General features: G+C 70.2%; 24 protein-coding genes. 11 read left to right on the plus strand and 13 right to left on the minus strand.

Features of this window, described 5'->3' with window-relative positions; translation table 11 throughout:
- Positions 1-45 precede the first annotated feature (45 nt).
- Genes E1288_RS28075 through E1288_RS28090 form a run of 4 tightly spaced genes read right to left on the minus strand, consistent with a single transcriptional unit; the run spans position 46 to position 4,070 of the window.
- Positions 46-879 (minus strand): SDR family NAD(P)-dependent oxidoreductase, encoded by an 834-nt coding sequence (locus E1288_RS28075; RefSeq protein ID WP_132490179.1) that lies wholly within the window; start codon positions 877-879, stop codon positions 46-48.
- Positions 876-1,772, minus strand: a complete 897-nt coding sequence (locus E1288_RS28080) for an alpha/beta fold hydrolase (protein ID WP_132490181.1) — start codon at positions 1,770-1,772, stop codon at positions 876-878. The genes E1288_RS28075 and E1288_RS28080 overlap by 4 nt, the downstream gene beginning before the upstream one ends.
- Positions 1,765-2,430, minus strand: a complete 666-nt coding sequence (locus E1288_RS28085) for a CatB-related O-acetyltransferase (RefSeq protein ID WP_132490183.1) — start codon at positions 2,428-2,430, stop codon at positions 1,765-1,767. Before E1288_RS28085 ends, E1288_RS28080 begins: the two co-directional genes overlap by 8 nt.
- The gene (locus E1288_RS28090; protein WP_132490184.1) at positions 2,376-4,070 is read right to left on the minus strand and encodes an ABC-F family ATP-binding cassette domain-containing protein; all 1,695 of its coding nucleotides are present in this window, start codon (positions 4,068-4,070) and stop codon (positions 2,376-2,378) included. Before E1288_RS28090 ends, E1288_RS28085 begins: the two co-directional genes overlap by 55 nt.
- 302 nt (positions 4,071-4,372) lie before the next feature.
- On the opposite strand from E1288_RS28090, the gene E1288_RS28095 reads away from it, so the two are divergent.
- The 3 genes from E1288_RS28095 to trpS all read left to right on the plus strand — a co-directional run bounded on the left by E1288_RS28095 (position 4,373) and on the right by trpS (position 6,773).
- On the plus strand, positions 4,373-4,609 hold the full coding sequence (locus E1288_RS28095; protein WP_132490186.1) for a hypothetical protein: 237 nt from the start codon (positions 4,373-4,375) through the stop codon (positions 4,607-4,609).
- Between the two features lie 134 nt (positions 4,610-4,743).
- Positions 4,744-5,484: a GNAT family N-acetyltransferase gene (locus E1288_RS28100; protein WP_132490188.1), complete on the plus strand. Its 741-nt coding sequence runs from the start codon at positions 4,744-4,746 to the stop codon at positions 5,482-5,484.
- A 236-nt stretch (positions 5,485-5,720) separates the two neighbouring features.
- A complete protein-coding gene (trpS, locus tag E1288_RS28105; protein ID WP_132490190.1) occupies positions 5,721-6,773 on the plus strand; it encodes a tryptophan--tRNA ligase in 1,053 nt (350 codons plus the stop codon).
- Here the strand turns inward: trpS and E1288_RS28110 are convergent.
- Together E1288_RS28110 and E1288_RS28115 are read right to left on the minus strand one after the other, a co-directional pair.
- Positions 6,750-7,439, minus strand: coding sequence for an ABC transporter ATP-binding protein (locus E1288_RS28110; RefSeq protein WP_132490192.1), 690 nt, complete (start codon positions 7,437-7,439; stop codon positions 6,750-6,752). The genes trpS and E1288_RS28110 overlap by 24 nt on opposite strands.
- On the minus strand, positions 7,436-8,542 hold the full coding sequence (locus E1288_RS28115; protein WP_328592493.1) for an ABC transporter permease: 1,107 nt from the start codon (positions 8,540-8,542) through the stop codon (positions 7,436-7,438). The genes E1288_RS28110 and E1288_RS28115 overlap by 4 nt, the downstream gene beginning before the upstream one ends.
- Before the next feature lie 176 nt (positions 8,543-8,718).
- Between E1288_RS28115 and E1288_RS28120 the strand changes: the two genes are divergently transcribed.
- Together E1288_RS28120 and E1288_RS28125 are read left to right on the plus strand one after the other, a co-directional pair.
- On the plus strand, positions 8,719-9,936 hold the full coding sequence (locus E1288_RS28120; protein ID WP_207954590.1) for a sensor histidine kinase: 1,218 nt from the start codon (positions 8,719-8,721) through the stop codon (positions 9,934-9,936).
- On the plus strand, positions 9,936-10,568 hold the full coding sequence (locus E1288_RS28125; protein WP_132490194.1) for a response regulator: 633 nt from the start codon (positions 9,936-9,938) through the stop codon (positions 10,566-10,568). The genes E1288_RS28120 and E1288_RS28125 overlap by 1 nt, the downstream gene beginning before the upstream one ends.
- Here E1288_RS28125 and E1288_RS28130 read toward each other — a convergent pair.
- Together E1288_RS28130 and E1288_RS28135 are read right to left on the minus strand one after the other, a co-directional pair.
- The gene (locus E1288_RS28130) at positions 10,552-11,568 is read right to left on the minus strand and encodes a methyltransferase domain-containing protein (RefSeq protein WP_165968291.1); all 1,017 of its coding nucleotides are present in this window, start codon (positions 11,566-11,568) and stop codon (positions 10,552-10,554) included. The genes E1288_RS28125 and E1288_RS28130 overlap by 17 nt on opposite strands.
- Positions 11,475-12,050, minus strand: a complete 576-nt coding sequence (locus E1288_RS28135) for a hypothetical protein (protein ID WP_132490198.1) — start codon at positions 12,048-12,050, stop codon at positions 11,475-11,477. Before E1288_RS28135 ends, E1288_RS28130 begins: the two co-directional genes overlap by 94 nt.
- 120 nt (positions 12,051-12,170) lie before the next feature.
- On the opposite strand from E1288_RS28135, the gene E1288_RS28140 reads away from it, so the two are divergent.
- From E1288_RS28140 to E1288_RS28160, 5 genes are all read left to right on the plus strand, one after another.
- Complete coding sequence (locus E1288_RS28140) at positions 12,171-12,893, plus strand: 3-keto-5-aminohexanoate cleavage protein (protein WP_132490200.1); 723 nt, start codon at positions 12,171-12,173, stop codon at positions 12,891-12,893.
- On the plus strand, positions 12,890-13,291 hold the full coding sequence (locus E1288_RS28145) for a PaaI family thioesterase (protein ID WP_132490202.1): 402 nt from the start codon (positions 12,890-12,892) through the stop codon (positions 13,289-13,291). The genes E1288_RS28140 and E1288_RS28145 overlap by 4 nt, the downstream gene beginning before the upstream one ends.
- 46 nt (positions 13,292-13,337) lie before the next feature.
- Positions 13,338-13,664, plus strand: a complete 327-nt coding sequence (locus tag E1288_RS28150; RefSeq protein ID WP_132490204.1) for an ArsR/SmtB family transcription factor — start codon at positions 13,338-13,340, stop codon at positions 13,662-13,664.
- Positions 13,661-14,599, plus strand: a complete 939-nt coding sequence (locus E1288_RS28155; protein ID WP_132490206.1) for an SRPBCC family protein — start codon at positions 13,661-13,663, stop codon at positions 14,597-14,599. The genes E1288_RS28150 and E1288_RS28155 overlap by 4 nt, the downstream gene beginning before the upstream one ends.
- Before the next feature lie 98 nt (positions 14,600-14,697).
- Positions 14,698-15,024 carry a putative quinol monooxygenase gene (locus E1288_RS28160; protein WP_132490208.1) on the plus strand — a complete coding sequence of 109 codons (327 nt, stop codon included), beginning with the start codon at positions 14,698-14,700 and terminating at the stop codon, positions 15,022-15,024.
- A 48-nt stretch (positions 15,025-15,072) separates the two neighbouring features.
- Here E1288_RS28160 and E1288_RS28165 read toward each other — a convergent pair whose 3' ends face one another.
- Entirely contained in the window at positions 15,073-15,774 is a 702-nt protein-coding gene (locus tag E1288_RS28165) for an alpha/beta fold hydrolase (RefSeq protein ID WP_132490210.1), read from the minus strand.
- An 86-nt stretch (positions 15,775-15,860) separates the two neighbouring features.
- Between E1288_RS28165 and E1288_RS28170 the strand changes: the two genes are divergently transcribed.
- Positions 15,861-16,646, plus strand: coding sequence for an ArsR/SmtB family transcription factor (locus tag E1288_RS28170; RefSeq protein ID WP_132490212.1), 786 nt, complete (start codon positions 15,861-15,863; stop codon positions 16,644-16,646).
- Between the two features lie 7 nt (positions 16,647-16,653).
- Here E1288_RS28170 and E1288_RS28175 read toward each other — a convergent pair whose 3' ends face one another.
- The 4 genes from E1288_RS28175 to E1288_RS28190 all read right to left on the minus strand — a co-directional run bounded on the left by E1288_RS28175 (position 16,654) and on the right by E1288_RS28190 (position 21,876).
- A complete protein-coding gene (locus tag E1288_RS28175; RefSeq protein WP_132490214.1) occupies positions 16,654-17,169 on the minus strand; it encodes a cupin domain-containing protein in 516 nt (171 codons plus the stop codon).
- A gap of 31 nt (positions 17,170-17,200) precedes the next feature.
- The gene (locus E1288_RS28180) at positions 17,201-18,409 is read right to left on the minus strand and encodes a cytochrome P450 (protein WP_165968292.1); all 1,209 of its coding nucleotides are present in this window, start codon (positions 18,407-18,409) and stop codon (positions 17,201-17,203) included.
- A complete protein-coding gene (locus E1288_RS28185; protein WP_328592495.1) occupies positions 18,409-19,584 on the minus strand; it encodes a type III polyketide synthase in 1,176 nt (391 codons plus the stop codon). The genes E1288_RS28180 and E1288_RS28185 overlap by 1 nt, the downstream gene beginning before the upstream one ends.
- Positions 19,585-21,027: 1,443 nt before the next feature.
- Positions 21,028-21,876: a universal stress protein gene (locus E1288_RS28190; RefSeq protein WP_132490218.1), complete on the minus strand. Its 849-nt coding sequence runs from the start codon at positions 21,874-21,876 to the stop codon at positions 21,028-21,030.
- Positions 21,877-22,004 lie beyond the last annotated feature (128 nt).

Consider the following 22,004-nt stretch of genomic DNA (forward strand, 5'->3'; position numbering starts at 1 on the left):
CCGGTTTTCCCTGCCGTGCCGATCGGCCGGACACAGTGGACGGCGCTAGATCATGCGCTTGCCGCCGCCGGCGTAGATGGTCTGGCCGGTGACCCAGCGGGCTTGGTGGGAGGCGAGGAAGACCGCGAGGTCGGCGATGTCGTCGGGGCGGCCGACGCGGCCCAGCGGGCTGAACTCGGCGAAGCGGGTGTTCATGTCGTCGCTGATCCAGCCGGTCTGCACCGGGCCCGGCGAGATGATGTTGACGGTGATGCCGGCGGCGCCGAGTTCGATGGCCGCGGAGCGGCTCAGCGATTCCAGCGCGTTCTTGGTCGCCCAGTAGGAGATCTGGTCGGCCGCGCCGGGAGCGGCGTCGGTGGAGATGTTGATGATGCGGCCCCAGTCGGCTTTGCGGCGCCGGTGGCGGCGGTGGAATTCGGCCATCAGCAGCGCGGGTGCGCGTGTGTTGACGGCGTGGTGGGCGTCCAGGCTCGCCGCGGCGACGGTGCTGGCGCCGCGCGCGGGGTCGGTCCGGAAGGTGTCGGGCACGCAGTGCGCGGCGTTGTTGATGAGGATCTCCACCGGCCCGAAGTGGGTTTCGGCGTGGTCGAAGATCGCCGGGACGACGGCGGGGTCGGCGAGGTCGACGGCCAGCGATTCGGCGTCGGCGCCGTCGGCGCGCAGGGCATCGCGCACGTGATCGGTGTCGGTGGCCTTCGCCGTGCCGTAGGTGCGGTCGGCGCCGGTGCTGTCGCGGGTCGGGGGTGTTTCGGGCAGGGAGGCGAGCACGACTTTGACGCCCTGGCGGGCCAGGGCGCGGGCGATGCCGGCGCCGATGCCCAGCGGGCTGTTGGCGCCGGTGATCACGGCAACGCGGTCGCGCAGGCGGGGGTCGATCACGCGGTGGTCCTCTCGAAGTGTCCGATGTGGTCGGTGATGGTGGTGGTGATCTGGCGGTGCAGCACGCCGGGCAGGGCGTGGCCGAGCCCGGGGATGGTCGCGCAGCGGGCGCCGGGGATGAGGTCGGCGAGGTGCCGGCCGTGCGGGGGCGGGTTGACGGGGTCCTGCGGGCCCTGGATGACCAGGGTCGGCGTGGTGACGTGGCGCAGTTCGGCGCCGCGTTCGGTGTGTACCGGGGTGGCGAAGGCGTGCGCGGCCGGTTGCCGGTAGCTGCCGGCGTGGTCGATCGCGGCGTTCTCCCAGCGGCGGAATTCCGCGGCGTCGAAGGGGATTTCGTCGCCTGCGAGCAGTCGCCACTCGTCGATCCGGCGTTGCAGCGCGGTGGCGCGGTCGGGTGCGGGGTCGGCGCGGTGGGCCATCACGGTGACCACCCGCGGGGTGGGTGTGGGCAGGTCGGTGGGTTCGCCTTCGACGGCGCGGCGCATCGAGTCGGCGAAGTCGACGTCGAGGGCGGCGGTCAGCATCAGGGTGAGGGTGCGTAGCCGGTCGCGGTGGTCCAGCGCGAGCAGCTGGCCGAGGGTGCCGCCCATGGACAGGCCGACGACGTGGGCGGTGGCGATGCCGTGGCCGTCGAGGACCGCCACGGCATCGCGGGCGAGGTCGGTCAAGGCGTAATCGGTGATGTCCAGGTGCGTGGAGCGGCCGGTGTCGCGGTGGTCGTAGCGCACGACGTGCAGGCGGTGCGCTACGAGGGCGTCGACGAACTCGTCGGGCCAGCCCAGCGCGTTGGTGTTGGCGCCCATGATCAGCAGAACCGGCGGGTCCGCCGGGTCGCCACGGGATTCGCTCCACAGCAGCAGGCCGTCGGGGGTGGTGATGTGGCGTTCAGTCATCGAGCAGCCCTTCCCGGCGGGCCAGGGCTGCGAGCTCTTTGGGGTCGCCGCCCATGATGGTCCGCACGTGGGTGGTGATGGTCTGGACGGGCCAGTTCCACCAGGCGATGCGCTGGAGCAGCTCGACGTCGTCGTCGTAGAAGCGGCGGCGGATCACCTGAGCCGGGTTGCCGCCGGCGATGCCGTAGGCGGGGATGTCGCCGGTGACCACCGCGCCGGTGGCGATGATCGCGCCGTCGCCGATGCGCACGCCGGGCATGATGGTGGCGTCGCGGCCGATCCAGACGTCGTTGCCGACGATGGTGTCGCCCTTGGCGGGCAGGCTGGTGGCGAGGTCGAGGGTGGCCTGGGCCCAGTCGCCGCCGAACATGGTGAACGGGTAGGTGGAGCAGCCGATCATGGGGTGGTTGGCGGCGGGCATGATGAACCGCGCTCCGGTGGCCAGCGCGCAGAACCGGCCGATGCGAAGCCGCGCGGGTCCGTAGTTGTAGAGCACGTTGCGGGTTTCGAATTCGGCCGCGCCTGCGGGGTCGTCGTAGTAGGTGTACTCGCCGATCTCGATCAGCGGGGAGCTGACCACTGTGGACAGGAAAGCCACGTTGGTCAGCTCGGGCCGGGTGCTGGGATGCACCCGGGTGGGGTCGGGCGTGTTGGGCATGGTGGCGACTCCCCTCCGGCGCTTCGGCCGTCGTGCAGGTTCAGGGTGGGCCCGTTCCAGCGTCGCCGCAGCCATCGGTCGTGGCTGGCGACGACGATGGCGCCGGGCGCGGTGTGCAGGGCGTCTTCGAGTTCGCCGACGAGGGTCAGCGACAGGTGGTTGGTGGGTTCGTCCAGCAACAACACCTGTGGTGGATCGGCGAGCAGCAGGGCCAGGGCCAGGCGGCGGCGCTGGCCGACCGAGAGAACGCCGACGGGGCGGTCGAGGTCGGCCGGGGCGAGCAGGCCCAGGTCGCGCAGGTCGGGCCGGTCGTCCCGGTGGGGCGTGGCGTAGATCTGCCGGGGGCTCTTGCGGGGTTCGGCGAAGGTGACGTCCTGTTCGAGCAGGCCGATGCTGACGTCGTGGCGGCGCTGCACGCTGCCGGTGTCGGGTGCCAGCCGGCCGGCGGCCAGCTGCAGCAGGGTGGACTTGCCCGCGCCGTTGCCGCCGGTGATCAGCAGCCGGTCGGTGCCGGTGACGTCGAGTTCGTCGATCCACACCCGCCCGCGCACGCCTGCTTCCCGGATCTGCAGCACCACATCGGTGGTGGTTTCGCGGCCGGTGAGCGGCGTGGCGAAGCGCAGCGGGCTCGGCGGTTCGCGGACTTGGGCGGCGGTGAGGTCGTCGAGGCGCTGCTGGGCGTTGCGCACCCGGCGGGAGATCTGCTTCTGGACCCGGCCGCCGGAGTAGTCGTAGGCCATCTTGGCGTTGTCGCGCCGCATGCCGTGGTGGCTGACCTGGCGGGCGGTGACGTCCACGGCGTGACGCAGGGCGGCGAGTTCGTTCTGCTCGGCGGTGTAGCGCTGTTCCCAGCGGGCGCGTTCGGCGCGTTTGGCGGCGAGGTAGTCGGTGAAGGTGCCGCCGTAGCGGGTGGGACCGTCCACGGCGGGGTCGAGGTCGAGGATGTCGGTGCAGACCGCGTCGAGGAACACGCGGTCGTGGCTGGCCAGCACGACGGCGCCGGGCAGCGCGGTGAGGTGCTGCTGCAGGAACGTCAGGGCGGATTCGTCGAGGTGATTGGTGGGTTCGTCCAGCAGCAGCGCGCGTGGCCTGCGCAGCAGCAGGACGGCCAGGCCCAGCCTGCTGCGCTGGCCGCCGGAGAGCGTGCCGATGCGCCGGTCGCCGGTGATGCCGCCCAGGCCGAGCCCGTCGAGGACGACTTCGGCGCGGTGGTCGGCGTTCCAGGTGTCGTGCTGCTGGGCCCAGTCGAGGACTTCGCCGTAGGCGGCGAGGATCCCGGGGTCCTCGGGTGCCTCGCCGAGGGCGTCGGCGAGTTCGGTCAGGCGGGCTTGCGCGGCGCGGTGGTCGGCCAGCGCCTCGTCCAGTGCGGCCGCCAGCGTCGTGTCGGGGGTGAAAGGTGGTTCCTGGTGCAGGAATCCGAGGTCGTCGGGGCGGGTGAGTTCGCCGCTGTCGGGATCTTCCGCGCCGACGAGGATGCGCAGCAGGGTGGACTTGCCGGCGCCGTTCTCGCCGACCAAGCCGATGCGCTGGCCGGGCGAGGCGGTCAGCGACACCCCGGCGAGGACGGTTCGGTCCGCATAGGACTTGACGAGATCACGCGCGCGCAGGACGAAGGACGAAGCGGCAGAAGAATTGGGCACTGGGGAGTCACACACCGGAGGACTCGATGGCAATTGCCCGCCGGGCACGACGTGAACCGGTGAGAGGGGTTCGCGGAAGCCTCGGACGCGGGCCTAGCTCGAAGTCAGTTCTTCATAGTGGTGTTGATCTTAGCGGCTTGCCCGCCGCGGGTGTCAAGGGAATTTCCGCGCCGCCGTCCGCCGGACGGGGTAGATCCGCTCGCCTGTCGTGGTGATCCGGTCTGCGCGCGGTGCCCGTCGATGTTGGCCTGGGGGTACAGGCCCCTGCACGGGGGGCCCGAGCATTTTGGAGATATGTGATCATGCGCCGATTCCTCAGCGCCGCCGTCCTCGCCGCGGCCTTCGCAGGCACCACCGCCGGGCTGGCCCATGCCCAGGACCAGCCGTGGGACGCCGTCACGCTGCCCGCGCCGGCGTGCGAGAGCGGGACCTGCGCCACCGCCAGCGGGCAGGACGGTCATGGGCAGGATGCCAACGGCCAGAACGGGTACGGGCAGGACGGCTCTGCGCACGCCGTGGCCGTCGACGAGGGCCAGTGACACCGGCGCATCGCGGATAGCCAACGGCGTTGGGGGCCTGTTCCCGCGGAACGGGCCCCCAACGCTTTCGGCGCGCGTTGTGGTGACGCTAATTCGGTTGCCCCGGCGCGAGATTCGGGTGTAGTGCTTGTCGAATGCTGCAGGAGAACCACACCGACGACACCGCGGTGCTGTCGGACGGCACCACGACGGTGTCCTACGCCCCGAGCGCGATGCCGCGCACCGCGCGGGTGCTGTCCATCGACGGGCCCGGTGCGCTGGAACTGTTCCGCGCGGAGCTGCCGGGGTGGAAGCTGTCGGTCACTCCGCCTCACGGCGAGGCGCTGCTGCGCGCCGGGGCGCGACTGAAGCGGCATGCGCATGCGATGCGACGCGATCTGCGAGCCGATCCGCCGCCGCCGGAGTGGGCGGAGCTGACTCCGGCAGAGCCGCTGCGGGTGGTGGCCTGCGACCGCCCAGCGTCGGAGTTGCTACCGGCGTGGCGGGAGGCGTTCCCTCCGGAACATCCCGACCGGGGCTCCGGCGACGACCAGCAGGTGCTGGTGGAACTGCTGCAGCCGCTGCTGGCCGGCCGGGTGCTGGGGCCCGTGCTGGGGTGCAGCGCGCTGGTGGTCGACGCCGGCGACCGGGTCGCGGCGGGCCTGGTGATCAACGATCACGACGGCGTCCCATGGGTGGGCGATGTGTTCCGCCGCCCGGCAGCGGAATTCGCCGGCCTGGGCGGCCTGCTGCTGCGGCGAGCCATGGCGTGGTTGAACGCGCAGGGCTGGCATGAGGTGGGTTTGGCCGTCACGGTCGGCAATCCGGCGCAGCACGTGTACGAGCGGCTCGGGTTCGCCATCACAACCACGACGATGACCATGGAAATCCCGTGACCACATCCGGCCGCCGCCACAGGGATGGTTTCGGTCATACCGCAGGCAGTGCGCGACCGGAGCGGGTTAGGATGGCGGCGTGATTCGCAGTTCGTGCTTCGCGTGGTGGCGCTCCGGTTAGGAGCGGCCATCTCAGCACGCACGTCTCGGGCCGTTCGGATGGACGGCCCTTTTTCGTGTTCTCCACGCGTCCCGGGCCCCCGGCCGGACCCCGCCACCAGACCGAGGAGAACACCATGACCACCGTGATCGAGACCTCCACCGCCGCGCGCCGCAGCGCCGAGCTGGAGGAGCAGATCGCCTTGCGCCCCAACGACTTCCGGGTGCTCACCGGCGACCGCCCGACCGGGCTGCTGCACCTGGGCCACTACTTCGGCACCCTGCACAACCGCGTCCGGTTGCAGCGCCAGGGCGTGGAGATGATGGTGATCATCGCCGACTACCAGGTGCTCACCGACCGCGACCTCGCCGAACACCTCGGCGAGCACGTCGACGACCTGGTGCTGGACTACCTGGCCGCCGGGATCGACCCGCAGACCGCCACGATCTTCACCCACAGCGCGGTCGCTGCGCTCAACCAGCTGCTCCTGCCGTTCCTGAGCCTGGTGTCGGTCTCGGAGCTCAGCCGCAACCCCACGGTCAAGGACGAGATCAACCACTCGCGGCAGGCGGCCGTCAGCGGCCTGATGTTCACCTACCCCGCGCACCAGGCCGCCGACATCCTGTTCTGCAAGGCCAACCTGGTGCCGGTGGGCCAGGACCAGCTGCCGCACCTGGAGCTGACCCGCACGATCGCGCGCCGCTTCAACGACCGCTACGGGCGGCTGCTGCCCGAGCCGGACGCACTGCTGTCGCCGGCGCCGCTGCTGCTGGGCACCGACGGCACCAAGATGAGCAAGAGCCGCGGCAACGCGATCACGCTGTCGGCCACCGCCGACGAGACCGCGCGGCTGATCCGCGGCGCGAAGACCGACGCGCAGCGCCACATCACCTACGACCCGCAGTCGCGCCCGGAGGTCTCCAGCCTGGTGCTGCTCGCGGCCCTGTGCCTGGGGCGCGATCCGCACGACGTCGCCGCGGACATCGGTCCGGGTGGCGCGGCGGCGCTGAAGCGCACCGTCACCGAGGCCGTCAACGAGCACCTGGCGCCGATGCGGGAACGCCGCACCGCCTTCGCGCAGGACCGCGGCTATCTGCGCCGGATCCTGCGCGAAGGCAACGAGCGCGCCAACGCCATCGCCGAGGCGACCCTCGCCGAGGTGCGCTCAGCGATGGGCACCCGCTACTGAACGGGTCAGCAGCCCGTCGCGCATCACGGCCACCTCGTCGACCTGGTCGAGGTACTCGGTGTCGTGGGTGACCATCACGGTGGCGACCTGGTGCTGGCGGGTGACCTCGGCGAGCAGCTCGACGATCTGTCCGCCGCGCTCCTGGTCGAGCGCGGCGGTCGGCTCGTCCACCAGCAGCACCGCGGGCCTGCCGGTGAGGGCGCGGGCGATGTTGACCCGCTGGCGCTCACCACCGGATAGCTGGTGCGGCCGCCGGTGCTGCTTGCCATCCAGCCCGACCGCGGCCAGCGCTTCGGCGGCCGCACGGCGCTGCCGCCGCACCGAACCGCCCCGCATGTGCTCGACGGCGAGCAGCTGTTCGGCGGCGGTCAGCGAACCGAGCAGGTTGGGCTGCTGGAAGACGATGCCGATCTTCTCCAGCCGTAGCCGGGCCCGCCGGGCGGCGGAAAGCCCACCGGCGTCGACGCCGTCGACGACCACTCGGCCGGAATCGGGGCGCAGCAGGGTCGCGGCCACGGCCAGCAGGCTCGACTTGCCGGACCCGGAGGGGCCGACGACGGCCAGCATCCGGCCGGGCCCGACCCGCAGCGACACCTCGTCGAGGGCGGTGAGGACGCGGTCGCCGTCGGGGTAGGTCAGGCGGACATCGGTCAGGGTGAGGCTCATCGGGCTGCTCCCAAAGCGGTCAGCGGGTCGACGGAGGTGATGCGCCGGACGGCGAGGACGGCACCGACCATGCCCAGGACGATCATGGCGGCGATGGGCAGCACCGTCGTGGCGGCGGTGAGCTGGAACGGCACGACCTGCACCGCCAGCGCCCCCAGACCGACCCCGACCGCGCCACCAACACCGGCGCCGAGCACCAGCACGATCGCCGACTGCGCCAGCGCATCCCGCAGCAGATATCCGGTGGCGCCGCCGAGGGCCTTGAGGATCGCGATGTCGCCGCTGCGCTGGATGGTCCACACGGTCATGAACGCGCCGATGACCAGCGCGGAGATCGCGTACAGGAAGCCCTGCATCATCAGCAGCGACCCGTTCTCCGAGGAGTAGGAGCCGATGGCCGACAGGCTGGCGCCGGCGGTGGCCGTGGTGGTGCCCGCTGCGGCGTCGGCCTGCGCCGGGTCGGTGGTCACCTCGGCGGCGATGACGGTGGCCAACGGCGCGTCGACGCGCGGGGGCCGCAGCGCCGACCAGGTCTCCAGCGCCGTCCACGCCACCGGCGTGTGGCTGTAGTAGGCGTTGCCGACGATGCCGCTGATGGTCAGCCGCTGCGTGCCCGCCAGCACGGTCTGCCCGACGGCCAGGTCGTTGTCCTCGGCGAGCTCGCGGCTGATCACCAGCGTGCCGGGCGTGACCGCCTCGGGCGCGAGTCCGTCGGCGGAGCGCACGCCGAAGATGGTGGCCGCCGCGCCGCCGGTGGCGGTCTCCAGGCGGGTCTGGGTGATGCCCAGCGGTGCGGCGCGCTGCACGCCGGGCGCGGCGCGGTAGGCGTCGAGCTGGGCCTGGGTGACCGAGGAGTCGGCGAAGGACTGCTCGGGGGCTTCGGCGCTGGTCGTGCCGAAGGCGATGTGGGTGGCGGGCAGCTGCGAGATGGCCGAGGTGGACTGGTGGGCCAGTCCCGCGGTCAGTCCCGACAGCAGCACGATCAACAGCGTGATCAGCCCGACCACCGAGCCCATGAGCGCGAACCGCCCCTTGGCGAAGCGGATGTCGCGGATGGCGAGGAACACGGTGCTCTGCTTTCCGGTCGTGGTCGATTCCGGCATCCAGCCTCGCCGCGATCGGCCCCGCTGCCATCGCCGCGCGGATTGATTCCGCGCCTGCCGCGCGGTGCACCCCGATCTCAACCGAACGATCGATGCCGCGCCCCGGCGACGATGTCTAGAAAGGACCCGGGCGAGCAGCGTCCGCCCGTCCACCCGCAGGCCTTAAGGTGTCCACAGTGTCCGAAACGTCGTTGCCCGCCGGTCCCGGCCCGGTGGCGATCCTGCGGTTGATGCGGCTGGTGTTCCACGCGGGATTCCTGCTGCTGCTGGGCATCGCCACCGCGCGGGTGTTCCTCACCCACCCCACCGGCCCGACCGGCTGGCTGGCGGTGGCCGGCGCGGTACTGCTCACCGCCGTGTACGCCGCAGGCGCGGCAGTGCGCCACGCCCTGCACCGGCGGTGGCTGGCGATGACATGGCTGGCGGCGGTCACCGCGGTGTGGGCGAGCCTGCTGGTGATCAGCCCGGACTTCTCGTGGCTGGCTTTCCCGCTGTTCTTCCTGCACCTGCACCTGCTGCGCGGGCGGCACGCGCTGGTCGCGGTCGTGGTGGTCACCGCCCTGGTCGTCTCGGCCCAGGGCTGGCACGCCGGGACCTGGAGCGTGGGCATGGTGCTGGGCCCGGTCGTCGGGGCCGGCGTGGCCGTGGTGATCACCTGGGGCTACTCGGCGATCTACGCCGAGAGCCAGCGCAGGCAAGCCCTCATCGACGACCTGACCCGCACGCGCGCGGAGCTGGCGTCCTCGCAGCACCAGGCCGGGGTGGCCGCCGAGCGCGAACGGCTGGCCAGGGAAATCCACGACACCCTCGCCCAGGGCCTGTCGAGCATCGTGCTGCTGCTGCGCGCGGCGGACTCGTCGCTGCCACCGCAAGCGGACAAGGCCCGCGCCCGCATCACCGAGGCACAGCGCACGGCGGCGGACAACCTCGACGAGGCCCGCCGCTTCGTGCGCGACCTGCGGCCACCGTCGCTGACCGGCGCCGGACTACCGCAGGCGCTGCAGCGGCTGTGCGAGGACACCGCGAGGGAATCGGGCATCCACTGCCGCTTCCAGACCGATGGCACACCCGTTCAGCTGCCATCCGGCTACGAGGTGGCGCTGCTGCGCGCGGCGCAGGCCAGCCTCGGCAACGTCATCCGCCACGCCCGCGCTCGCACCGCGGTGGTCACGCTCGGGTTCCTCGACACGGAGGTCACCCTCGACATCTACGACGACGGTGCCGGCTTCGACCCGGCCGCGGTCCGGCCCGCACCGGATGGCAGCGGATACGGGCTGATCGCGCTGCGGGAACGCATCGGCGCGCTGGGCGGGCGGCTCGCGGTGGAGTCCGCGCCCGGCGACGGCACCGCGGTGGCCATCCGGCTGCCCCTGACCGACGAGGAGATCCGGTGATGGCCGAAGCGTTGCGCATCCTGCTCGTCGACGATCATCCGGTGGTCCGGCGCGGACTGCGGGCGATGTTCGACGACCGGCCGGACATGACGGTGGTGGCCGAGGCCGCCGACGGGCAGGCCGCGCTGGACGTGCTGGCCGGCACCGAGGTGGACATCGTGCTGATGGACCTGCAGATGCCCACCGGCATGGACGGCGTCACGGCCACCCGCCGCATCACCGCCGACGGCGGCCCGCCGGTGCTGGTGCTGACCACCTACGACTCCGACGCCGACATCCTCACCGCGGTGGAAGCCGGCGCCACCGGCTACATGCTCAAAGACGCCCCGCCGGAGGAGCTGTGCCAGGCGGTGTGGCTGGCGGCGTCGGGCCAGACGGCGCTGGCACCCGGCGTGGCGGCACGACTGCTCGGGCACCTGCGCCGCCCGCAGCCCGCGCTGAGCCCGCGCGAGGTGGAGATCCTGCAGCTGCTGGCCCAGGGCCTGTCCAACCGGGCGCTGTCGAAGGCGCTGTTCATCAGCGAGGCGACCGTGAAGACGCACCTGGTGCACATCTACGACAAGCTCGGCGTGGACAACCGCACCGCGGCGATCACCACGGCGTTGCAGCGCGGCATCATCCGGCCCCGGTGACCGCCTCGCCCAGGAACGCCGGCCGCCACCAGTAGTCGGCCAGCCGCCGGGTGGTGATCCCGGCGAACCCGGCCTCGCGCAGCAGCGCCTCCCAAGCGTCGATGGCCAGCTCGTAGTTCGTGGGCGTGGAGGTGCCGAACTTGCCGAGGATCACCGGCAGGATGAACCCGGCGCCGACGAGATCGCGGTCGTCGTCGTACTCGCGCAGGCCGCGCTCCAGCCGGGCCAGGCAGTCGCGGAACCACGCGGGTTCCCACACCGATTCGACCTCCGGGACGTCGAACTCCACCAGCACGAACCGGTCGGTGTGCGCGGCGATCCAGCGCAGCACCCGGGCCTTGTCGGCCTCGGGGAGGGATTGCAGCGCGAAGGTGGACTGCACCAGGTCCCAGCGCCGGGTGTGGGTGGCGGTGAAGTCCTGGGCGGTGCACGGCCACGCGAGGTGCGGGATGCCGCGTCGGGTCAGCTCGGCGGTGGTCTCGGCCAGCAGCGCGGCACTGGGCTCGACGACCCCGACGGCGGGGCTGTGCTCGGTGAGCGCGGGCAGCAGCGCCATCCCGTCGCCGGTACCGATGTCGAGCAGCCGCTGAGGCCGGTGCCGCTGGTAGAGCTCGCGCAGCGCGCCGGAGGTGGCCTCGTAGAGGCCGATGTTGCCGCCACCGCGGATGAACGCGCGGAATGCCGCGGGGGAGTCGTAGACGCCTGCCGCATCGCAGCCCGCGATGATCACGGCAAGCAGCCGCGCCAGTTCGCTGTCCGGGTCCAGGGCACGGGCCTGTACGGCCGCGCTGTGCGCGGTGGTGGTATCACCGCTGCTGTAGGCCCGGATCGCCGCGCACAGCGCGGTTTCGGTGTCGGTGTGGATGTCGGCGGGGTGGGTCTGGTGGATCAGGACGTGCTCCTCGTTCAGGTGGGACCGTCGAGGTAGGACTGCCCGCGCGAGGACAGCCGGAAGCCCGACTCCTGGGGCTCGACGAGGCCGAGCTCGCGCAACTGCCACACATCGGATTTGCAGCGGGACACCGGCCGCCCCTGGTCGGCGGCGAGTTCGGCGGCCCGAAGCCCGGGACGCCGCCGCAGCACCTCCAGGACGGCCCTGGTCCACGGCCCGCGCGGGGCGGAAACATCCAGCCGCGCCAGTCGCCGGTCGATCTCGGCGCGCTCGCGGGGACGCAGCTCCACCGGTTCCGGCGGCAGCTCGGGCGCAGAGCCCGCGTAGCTGAGAGCGAGGCGGTAGACCGCGCCGCGGCCATGCTTGTCCAAAGAGGACCGAAGCCCGGCGGCGGAGGCGAAGCCGGCGCGGCGGGCGTCGGCATCGGTGATCCCGGCCGGATCGACCTCGGCGACCTCGTCGACACCGATCACCCCGACCGCGGTGTGCAACCGCGAGCCGGCCCGCGCCAGCGGGCTGGGCCAGCGCTGGAACGCCAGGGTGATCTCGCCGGCGGCCACGCCCCGCAGGATCCGGTTGCTCAACACCACGGCCACCACGCTAGTACAGGCGCCGCAATCACCGATCCGGGCGGATTGTCGCGCCCACGATGATCACGAAACGGGGTCGTCAGCTTCCGCACTACCGCCGGCGCAGGGGAGAATCAGGTCATGTTGCAGGTCTGCCTCAACGGCGCCCGCTCGCCGCGCGAGCACTTCCACCTGCCCGTGCGTCCCGAGGAACTGGCCAAGGCCGCCGCGGACAGCATCGCCGCCGGCGCCACCGACATCCACCTGCACCCCAAGACGCCCGACGGGACCGACAGCCTCGACCCGCATGCGGTCGCCGCCGCATTGCGCGCGGTGCGAGCCGCGGCACCCGGCGTTGGCGTCGGCGTCACCACCGGCGCCTGGACCGCGCCCGACCCGGCCGACCGGATCCGGGCCATCCGGGCGTGGACGGTGCTGCCCGATCACGCCTCGGTGAACTGGCACGAGCCCGGCGCGGACGACGTCGCCGCCGTGCTGCTGGAGCGCGGTATCGGCGTCGAGGCGGGCATCTACTCCGGCACCGACGGCGACCACCAGTTCCTGCGTTCCCCGCACCGCGGCCGGGTGCTGCGGGTGCTGGCCGAGGTCACCGACCTGACCGCGCGCGGCGCCCCGGCGACCGCCGAAGCCCTGCTGGAGCGGCTGCGCCCGGCGGCGACACCGATCCTGCTGCACGGCGAGGCAGCGGGCGCGTGGCCGGTGCTGACCGTCGCCGCCCGCCGTGGGCTGGCGACCCGCATCGGCCTGGAGGACACCCTGCTGCTGCCCGACGGGCAGGTCGCCGCCGACAACGCCGAACTGGTCGCCGCCGCGACCCGGATCCTCGCGGAGGAGAGCTCATGACCGCCATCGACCACCAGCAGCTCGTCGCGCTCATGCCGTTCGCGGTGTCGCTGGGTGTGCAGATCGACTCCGCGAGCGCCGATGAGGTCCGCGGGCACCTGGACTGGGCACCGCAGCGCTGCACGGCGGGGGGAGTGCTGCACGGGGGAGCGGTCATGGCGCTGGCCGATTCGATCGGCGCGATCTGCGCGTTCCTCAACCTCCCCGAGGGCGCGCACACCGCCACGATCGAATCGAAGACGAACTTCTTCCGCGCGCTGCGCGAGGGTGCGCTGCACGCCGTCAGCCGCCCGCTGCACGTGGGCCGCACGAACATCGCGGTGCAGACGGAGCTGCTGGACCTCGACGGGCGCCGCGTCGGGCACACCACCCAGACCCAGGCCGTGCTCACGGCCTGAGCCCGACGAACTCGCGGGCATATTTCCGGTCGGCTATATTGACGGAGTGGCAAGTACCTTCGAAGTCCTGGCCGAACCGCACCGCCGGGACATCCTCGACCTGCTGCGCACCGGCGAACGAGCCGTCGGCGACCTCGTCGACCACCTCCCGCTGAGCCAGCCCACGGTGTCCAAGCACCTCAAGGTGCTGCGCGAAGCAGGCCTGGTCGAAGTCCGCCAGGACGCCCAACGCCGCTGGTACCGGCTGCGTCCCGAGCCACTGGCCGAGATCGACGCCTGGCTGGCGCCCTACCGGCAGATGTGGCACGAACGCCTCGACGCCCTGCAACGCCACCTCGACGCCATGCCCGATTCGGAGGACACCCAGCCATGAACACCGACACGTCCGTCACGATGATCGGCGACCGCCCCGTCCTGCGCCTGCAACGCCTGCTGCACCACCCGCCGGAGAAGGTGTGGCGCGCCATCACCGACCCCGCCGAGCTGACCCACTGGTTCCCGGCCCGCATCGACTTCGACCAGCCAGTCCCGGGCACCAAGATGCGCTTCACCTTCGAAGGCTCCGACACCGCCGACGAGGGGGAGATCCTCGAAGCCGACCCGCCGAAGGTCTTCGCCTTCCGCTGGGACACCGACGTCATCCGCTGCGAACTGCTCCCGCGCCCCGAAGGCTGCCTGCTGGTGTTCAGCCACGCGCTGCACGGCCCCGACAGCGACCGCCCATCGATCGCCCGCCACGCCGCCGGCTGGGACGCCTGCCTCGACGGCCTCGCCGCCCGCCTCACCAGCACGACCGCCGAATTCTCCATGCAGACCTGGTTCGAACGCGCCGAGGCCTACATCGAGCAGTTCGGCCTCGGCGAAGGCGAACTGCACGAGACCGACAACGACCACGAGATCCACTTCGAACGCGACTTCGTCCAACCACCCCACGAGGTCTGGACGCTCATCACCGGCGACAACGACCCCACCGCAGGCACCCAGCCTCCGCTGGAGAGCACCCACGGCTACGGCGAGGTCGGCGCACTCACCACCGTCGAAGCCCCGAACACCCTGGAATACGCCTGGCAACCAGGCGGCACCGTCCGGTTCCAGCTCCGCGACCAGCACCCGATCGGCACCCGCCTCACGCTCACCCACACCCTGCCCGACGCGCAGGCCGCCGAACGGGCCACCATCCTGGCGGCATGGCAGGTCTACTTCGAGATCGTGTTCGCGGCCCTGCACGGCGACATCCGCTGCCCCTGGCCCGCCGACCGCACCGAGCAACTGCGCGAGCACTACGCGCAACGCTTCGGCCTGGACTGAATCGAATCCGACCAGCCCGAATCGCCCCGCGCGCGGTTCCTTAGGATCATCGGGCCCGGTGGAAGCCGAGCACCACGACGCCCGAAGGAGTACCCGCGATGATCTTCATCACCGCCAAGTTCCGCATCCGGCCCGAACACGCCGACCGGTGGCCGGAGATCGCAGCCGAATTCACCAGGGCGACCCGCGCCGAACCCGGCTGCCTGTGGTTCGACTGGTCCCGCAGCCTCGACGACCCGAACGAGTACGTCCTGGTCGAAGCCTTCCGCGACGACCAGGCCGGCGCCGCGCACGTCCAGTCCGAGCACTTCAAGAAGGCCCAGCAAACCCTGCCCCCACACCTCGCCGAGACTCCGAGGATCGTCAACGCAACCGTGGACCAGCAGGACTGGTCACTGCTCGGCGAGATGGCCGTGCAGGACTGACCCGCTGTGGTGTCGTGCGTCCGAGCGCGCACGACACCACAGCCGTCGTCACAACGATCCCGCCAGATCGGCCAGCAGGGCGGCGACCAGATCCGGACGGGACCAGTTGGGGCAGTGCCCGGTCGGCAGCTCCACGACCTCGACCACGTCCCACTCGACCGCACCCGACACCAGCTCCGGCATCCGGTCGGCCACGCCCCGCACGAAGGTCGCCGGCACCTCCCGCCACGCCGCCGCCCGCACACCCTGCGCGCTGATCACCGGATTGCTGGGCCGCAGCAACGAAATCGCCTCCTCGGCCCGCGCCGCGGAGCAGTCGTGGAACAACGCCTCCCACGCGGAATCCGCCGTCAGCTCCAGCAAGCCGTCCACCCGCCACTGCACCGCCTCCCGCGCCCCGGGCCCAACAACAGGCGGGGGAGCGAGATCGGTCAGGCTCTGCCCGGCATCAGGCATCGCACCGGCGAGGTACACCAACCGCCGCACAGCCGGATGCCCGGCCGCCGCCTCCGTGATCACCGCACCGCCGTAGGAGTGCCCGCACAGCACCACCGGTTCGGTCGCCGCGTCCAGGAGCTCCCGAACCCGAGCGGCATCGTCGTGCAGATCGCCGGCCGCATCGCGGATACCGCCGAGCCCGCTGGGCAGATCCGCAACCGAGCACGCGATCCCCACGCCCTCCAGGTCCGCGACGACATCGCGCCACGACCAAGGCCCCAGGAAACTGCCGTGCACCAGCACCACAGCCATACCGGGAGCCTACCGGCCATCCTTTGACATGCAGCCGGTTGGCTGCCTATGTTCACGCAGCCAACCGGCTGCACTTGGTAGGTGAGATGGACGACGTGTTCAAAGCACTGGCCGACCCCAACCGTCGCCAACTGCTCGACAACCTGAACGCCCACAACGGCCAAACCCTGCGCGAACTGTGCAGCGGCCTCGACATGGCCCGGCAATCCGTGAGCAAGCACCTCGCAGTGCTCGAAGCCGCCAACCTCGTCACCACCGTGCGACGAGGCCGCGAAAAACTCCACTACCTCAACGCCGAACCGATCAACGCCATCACCGAACGCTGGATCAACCAGTACGACCGACAACGCATCCACGCACTCGCAGACCTCAAAACCGCACTGGAGCAACCCATGACCAACCCGGAATTCGTCTACACGACCTACATCAACACCACGCCGCAACGGCTCTGGCAAGCCCTCACCGAACCCGCCTTCACCCGCCGCTACTGGGGCCTGACCATCGACACCGACTGGCAACCCGGCTCCACCATGACCTGGCACGTACCCGGCACCACGATCACCGACCCCGCCCAGGTCGTCCTCGAAGCCGAACCCCACCGCAAGCTCGCCTACACCTGGCACACCTTCACCCCGCAATGGGCAGAAGGCAGCGGCATCGACTACGACACGCTCACCACCATCGCCGCCGAACCCCGCTCGAAGGTCACCTTCGAGATCGAACCCCTCGGCGACATCGTCAAACTCACCGTGATCCACGACGGCTTCGAACCGGACAGCACCGTGCTCACCATGATCACCCAAGGCTGGCCAGCCCTGCTCTCCAACCTCAAAACCCTGCTGGAAACCGGCGAAGCACTACCCGACGCCTAACAGCACCTCACGCATCGAACCGCAACGGCGTCAACTGCTCGATGTCATGACGCCGACGCAACTCCGCCACCGCCACATCATCCACGCCCCCCGGAGCCTCCAGGATCTCCAACAACTCCTCGAAGTACCGCTCGTGATGCGACGGCGGCGACGACTGGAAGAACATCCGCGCCGCAACCTCACCACGATTGGCGAACGCATGCGGACACCCCGGCGGCACGAACATGACACTGCCCGGACCAGCACGACAAACCCGCTGCCCCGACTCGCCCTCCCACTCCGACCAGTTGTCCCCACCACGCACGACCGGCTCGAACGCCAACAGCTCCAGCTCACCCTCCAGCACGTAGAACAACTCCTCGCTGCGGGCGTGCACATGCGCACCGACGTCGAAACCCGGCGGCACCACCACCTCGAAACTCGACGCCGCCGACGAATGCGCCCCCGTGACCTTGAACGTCACGTCCTGCGCACCCGTCACGATCCGCTTCCCATCACCAGGCGGAACGACCAAACCCCGCATCAGCGCTGAACCTTCCCCGAACGAACAACGATCACCAGGTCACCGGCAGATCAACCGGACCACGGATGATGACGTCCTGCCGCCACCGAACCTCCTCCGGCGGCACCGCCAGCCGAAGCCGGGGGAGCCGCTCCAGCAAAGTGCTTAGCAGAACCTGCGACTCCATCCGCGCCAACAACGGCCCCACGCAGTAATGCGGCCCATGCCCGAACGCCACATGCGGAATCTCCGCGCGATCCAGATCGAACCGCTCCGGATCCGGGAACACCTCCGGATCCCAATTCGCCGTCACGTACGAGATGTGCACGACATCCCCGGCCCGAATCCGAACACCCCGGATCACCACATCCTCGGTGGCAACCCGCGGCTGCCCGACACCGCGCTTGTGCGGGATGAAACGCAGCAGCTCCTCCACCGCATGCGGAACCAGCCCCGGATCGGCCACCAACCGATCCCACAAACCCGGCTCCGTCAACAACACGTACACCATGCTCGAACTGTTGTTGCGGACCGCGTGCCACCCGTTCAGCGACACAAGCACGACCAGCGCGCCCAGTTCCTCGTCATCGATCTCGCCACGATCACGCGCATCGCAGAGCACCGCCAGCAGATCATCACCCGATGACGAGCGACGCCGCGCCACCAACTTGTGGAAGTACGCGTACAACTCGTCCTTGATCCGGCCGTTGCGAGCCACCTCGGACTCGTCGCGCGCCATGCTGATCAACGTCTCCGCGCACCACATCAACCACGGCCGGTCGGCCTCCGGAACACCCACGACCTCACCGATCATCGTCATCGGAAACGGCGCCACCACGTGCTCCACCAGATCGGCCGGCGGCCCCGCAGCCACCAACGCCGCGATCCGCTCGGACACCACCTGCTCGGCACGCGCCCGCAACCGCTCGACGTTGCGCTGCGCGAAGACCTTCGCCGCCACCCGCCGGATCCGCGCATGCCCCGGCGGATCCGTAAAGCTCACCGCCCGGTCCAACGGGATGATGTGCTTGGTCATCCGCGGGAACGGCTGCCCCACGATCGCCGCCCGGCTGAACCTCGGATCCGAGGTGACGAACTTGACGTCCTCGTACCGCGTCACCAGCCACGCCTCACCCGACCCGAACTGCATCCGGATCCGCGCCACCGGCTCGTCCCGCAAGAACGCGGCGAGATCCGGATCGAACCCCACCCCGGCGATGTTCGGCGGCACGTAGCACCGCACCGGACACCGATCCGACATCAGCGACCTCCCAACGGACGCGCAACCGCCACCTGCTCACCCCGGGGACGCACGATCGTCGGCTCCGGCCCCGAAACCCAACTGCCGACGGCCATCTCCGCACTGATGCCCGGACCGAACCCAGCGATCAACCCACGCGCCCGATCGGGCACCGAACCCTCGTCGAACATCCGCAACAACGCATCGAGCACCACGCCGCTGGCGATGTTCCCGTACTCCGTGAGCGTCGCCCGGCTGTACCGGAACGCCACCGGCGGCACCCCCAAGAACTTCGTCAGATCGTCGAGGATCCGCGGCCCACCGGCATGGATGATGTAGAAGTCCAGCCCCGCGACATCCCACCGATGCCGATCCGCCAACGCACGCAGCGCCGGCGCCAGCGGCTCCATCGTCGTCGGCACCCGCTTGTCCAACCGGAAGTGGAAACCGGTGGCCTTCACCTGGTAGGAAATCCAGTCCTCGGTGTCCGGGATCATCGCCGCGGCATTGCGCTCCAGCAGAACCCCGCTACCGCCGGAACCCCGCACCACGGCGGCCGCGACGGCATCGCCGAACAACCCGTTCGACAGCAACGAACCGATGTCGTGGTCGTCGGGCTGGTAACACAGCGAGCAGAACTCGCAGGCGACGATCAGCGCGTTCAAGTCGGGGTAGGCGGTGCAGAAGTCATGCGCGCGGTTGATCGCCGCGCCACCTGCGGCGCACCCGAGCTGCGCGATCGGCAGCTGCCGCGTGTCGTGGCGGAACCCCATCGAGTTGATCAGCCACGACGTCATCGACGGCATCATGAACCCGGTGCACGACACGTACACCAGCAGATCGATGTCCTCGGCGCGCAACCCGGAATTGGCCAGCGCCCGGGACACGACGGCCGGCACGCGCAGCTTGGCCTGCTCCTCGTAGATCCTGTTGCGCACCTCGAACCCCGGGTGCTGCAACGTCTCGGAGATCGGCCGGATGAGATGGCGCTTGCGGACCCCGGTGTTGCTGATCAACCGCAGGGCGAGGGGGAGTTGCGGGTGATGAGCATGGACTCGACGGGCATGCTCAAGAGTTTCCTCCACGGTGATGACGTGCTCAGGAACCGCAACCGCCGGTCTGCACAGAACTGCCACCGGTGCCTCCAGACGTACGAGCAGACCTGCTGCGAAGCGAATTGGTTCGGCACTCATCATCCGGTGCGGCGGGAGGAATGGTCGTCCGTGCAGGGCCGTTTCCCCCGGCATAGCCACTGATGGGAGGACGCGGCAGTGTTGAGTGACCGACTCACGTGAAAGTTGTTCGCGCCCAACGGGTTTCCCGATGCGGCGACACGATTCGACTTCGGGGACAAGGGGAGTGGTGCGACTCCGTCGCGCAAGCCATCAACCCATTGCGATGCGTCTATCTCTGCGCGGTGTTGATCAAGGACGGGGACGTCTAGGGGAGAGGCGGCCGATTCCGGTGGTCCGGCGCAGATTTCTCGCTGGCGCACAACCGGCGAGTCAGTCTCGCGGGTGTGTGACCACAGCGTGCACGCCGAACCAGGAGCCGCCTTTTCGCCGCTCGGGCCGCCAGGGGCGTTGATGAGCGTTGCGGACTCGGCGTGCGGGTCGGGGCGGGCGATTACGCGAACGGAACGCGGCCGGAGGCCGGGGTGGTGGTCGAGGCACCCCGCAAACGCGTTACTTAACATAATGTACATTATCGGCGTTTTATCGACCTGCGGAGACGGCGGCCAGAAGGGCCTGTTTTAGGGTTTTCGCGCCTTGTCGCCTCCGACTTCGACTCCAGGTGCCGACGAGTCGGATAACGCGCTTGGCGACCGGCGCCTGACGGCTGGCCGGCTCGTTGGTGTCAGTCGGCGTTTGCGTCAGGCGCTGAGCGCGACATTGACCATGGGATTGCGTCGCGAGCCGAGTCGGCGGTTGGTCGGCGCGTGCCGTGAGGCTCGGTCGCCGCAGTCGGCTTGTGGAGCGCCGAGTTTGGCCGGCTGATGGAGTCGGATGCCGACGAAGGTCATCCGGTCGCCCATCCGGCTCGCTCCGCCGGGTCCCGTTCCTCTACCTATTAACGTCACAGTGACAAAACTAGGTAGGCGGAACGGGACGTCCATCTGCGGAGCATCATCGAAGCAATCCGCCGGATCATGATCCACATGGTTCGCCGCGGGCCGAGCCGGATCCGCCGGGCGCGTCATGTGGAACGACCTGGCCTGATGATTCGGCCGGCCAGCAAGGCGTGTGGTGTGCCGATGCGAAGCCATTGAACGTGCAGCCCGCGAGAGAGCCGATCGGCCTGGGTGAGCGACCATCTATCCCCCGGGAAGGGCGCCGGCTCTCTCCTCTCGCCACATCTCCATTTGATGGATAACGTTGATTATCCATCAAATGGAGAAAGCGAAGGCATGCCGAAGGTCCTTGCTCGCCCCGCCCGGACTTGTTGGTACTCCACGCCCATTCGCTCCTGGAATCCGCTGCCCTCGGTCACTCCTGGAAACACTCGCTTCCCTTGCATCTGCTGGAAAGGCTTATCCCCTCGCCCTACGAAGTCGGCCCCAGTCCCCTCCCCGTACATCAGAGCGCGGTCGGTACGTAGGCTGCCCTTCCCCGCGGCATCGCGCCCCTCGTCCACAGAGGTCACGTCGTGGAGCGGGCGATCAGGACTGGGCACGGGGCCATGTGCAGCAGGGCCCGGCTGGTCGAGCCCAGCAGCATGCCGGTCATGCCGCCTCTCCCCCTGCTGCCCACGACGATCAGCTGGGCCTCCCTGCCGTGTCCGACCAGGTAGCGGACCGGCCGGTCCCGTTCCACCACGCGATGCACCTCGACGTCCGGGTACTTCTCCCGCCACCCGGCCAGGCGCTCGGCGAGCACCGCTCGCTCGGCCTCGTCGATCGATTCCCATTCCCGGTCGTCGTCGCGGGCGAGCCAGGGCTCGACTTCGACGTCCATCCAGACGTGCACGGCCACCAGCGGCGCGTGGCGCACCGAAGCCTCCTCGAAGGCCGCGGCAACGGCTGCCTCGCCGACGCGGGACCCGTCTACGCCGACGAGAATCGGCCCCGGATCGGCCGGTTCGACGTCGCGAGCACGCACTACGACCACCGGGCACTCGGCGTGCATGGCGACCGTCTCGGCCGTGGACCCGACCATCATGCCCCCGCCTTCACCGAGGCCCCGGATCCCCACGATCACCCGGCGGCCCTGTGCGGACGCCTCGACGAGAACGGCGTGCGGGGCGCCCCGGCGCAGTTCCGACGTCGTCTCGACCTCTGGCGCGACCTCGTCGACCTGCCGAGCGGCCACGGCCAGCCAACGACGTCGTGCGACCTCCTCGGCCACGCGCGCTTTGTCCGGAAGTGACTCCGCTCCGACCGAGATCAACCGCAGCGGCACGCGGTGCAGCGCGGCGTCGGCCGCAGCCCACCGCACGGCGTTCAGCGCCGACTCGGACCCGTCGACGCCCACGATGTTGGCCTTGCGCATGTTCGTCTCCTTCCCTCCGACCGACCGTAAGGCCGCGCCAGAGCCGCACAAGTCGGGGCTGACCGCGACCGCGCAGGGCCTGGTCGCTTCGATGATCTCCGAGGTCGTCGAGGTGCCGGAGACGCGTG

This window comes from Saccharopolyspora elongata (genome assembly GCF_004348985.1).
Lineage (GTDB): Bacteria > Actinomycetota > Actinomycetes > Mycobacteriales > Pseudonocardiaceae > Saccharopolyspora > Saccharopolyspora elongata.

What these genes read in the sequence shown, in the direction of transcription:
- E1288_RS28080 (WP_132490181.1), bottom strand. Translation starts at nt 1,772, where the DNA reads ATGACTGAACGCCACATCACCACCCCCGACGGCCTGCTGCTGTGGAGC.
- E1288_RS28085 (WP_132490183.1), bottom strand. Translation starts at nt 2,430, where the DNA reads ATGCCCAACACGCCCGACCCCACCCGGGTGCATCCCAGCACCCGGCCC.
- E1288_RS28095 (WP_132490186.1), top strand. Translation starts at nt 4,373, where the DNA reads ATGCGCCGATTCCTCAGCGCCGCCGTCCTCGCCGCGGCCTTCGCAGGC.
- E1288_RS28100 (WP_132490188.1), top strand. Translation starts at nt 4,744, where the DNA reads ATGCTGCAGGAGAACCACACCGACGACACCGCGGTGCTGTCGGACGGC.
- trpS (WP_132490190.1), top strand. Translation starts at nt 5,721, where the DNA reads ATGACCACCGTGATCGAGACCTCCACCGCCGCGCGCCGCAGCGCCGAG.
- E1288_RS28110 (WP_132490192.1), bottom strand. Translation starts at nt 7,439, where the DNA reads ATGAGCCTCACCCTGACCGATGTCCGCCTGACCTACCCCGACGGCGAC.
- E1288_RS28115 (WP_328592493.1), bottom strand. Translation starts at nt 8,542, where the DNA reads ATGCCGGAATCGACCACGACCGGAAAGCAGAGCACCGTGTTCCTCGCC.
- E1288_RS28125 (WP_132490194.1), top strand. Translation starts at nt 9,936, where the DNA reads ATGGCCGAAGCGTTGCGCATCCTGCTCGTCGACGATCATCCGGTGGTC.
- E1288_RS28140 (WP_132490200.1), top strand. Translation starts at nt 12,171, where the DNA reads ATGTTGCAGGTCTGCCTCAACGGCGCCCGCTCGCCGCGCGAGCACTTC.
- E1288_RS28145 (WP_132490202.1), top strand. Translation starts at nt 12,890, where the DNA reads ATGACCGCCATCGACCACCAGCAGCTCGTCGCGCTCATGCCGTTCGCG.
- E1288_RS28155 (WP_132490206.1), top strand. Translation starts at nt 13,661, where the DNA reads ATGAACACCGACACGTCCGTCACGATGATCGGCGACCGCCCCGTCCTG.
- E1288_RS28160 (WP_132490208.1), top strand. Translation starts at nt 14,698, where the DNA reads ATGATCTTCATCACCGCCAAGTTCCGCATCCGGCCCGAACACGCCGAC.
- E1288_RS28165 (WP_132490210.1), bottom strand. Translation starts at nt 15,774, where the DNA reads ATGGCTGTGGTGCTGGTGCACGGCAGTTTCCTGGGGCCTTGGTCGTGG.
- E1288_RS28170 (WP_132490212.1), top strand. Translation starts at nt 15,861, where the DNA reads ATGGACGACGTGTTCAAAGCACTGGCCGACCCCAACCGTCGCCAACTG.
- E1288_RS28175 (WP_132490214.1), bottom strand. Translation starts at nt 17,169, where the DNA reads ATGCGGGGTTTGGTCGTTCCGCCTGGTGATGGGAAGCGGATCGTGACG.
- E1288_RS28180 (WP_165968292.1), bottom strand. Translation starts at nt 18,409, where the DNA reads ATGTCGGATCGGTGTCCGGTGCGGTGCTACGTGCCGCCGAACATCGCC.
- E1288_RS28185 (WP_328592495.1), bottom strand. Translation starts at nt 19,584, where the DNA reads ATGATGAGTGCCGAACCAATTCGCTTCGCAGCAGGTCTGCTCGTACGT.
- E1288_RS28190 (WP_132490218.1), bottom strand. Translation starts at nt 21,876, where the DNA reads ATGCGCAAGGCCAACATCGTGGGCGTCGACGGGTCCGAGTCGGCGCTG.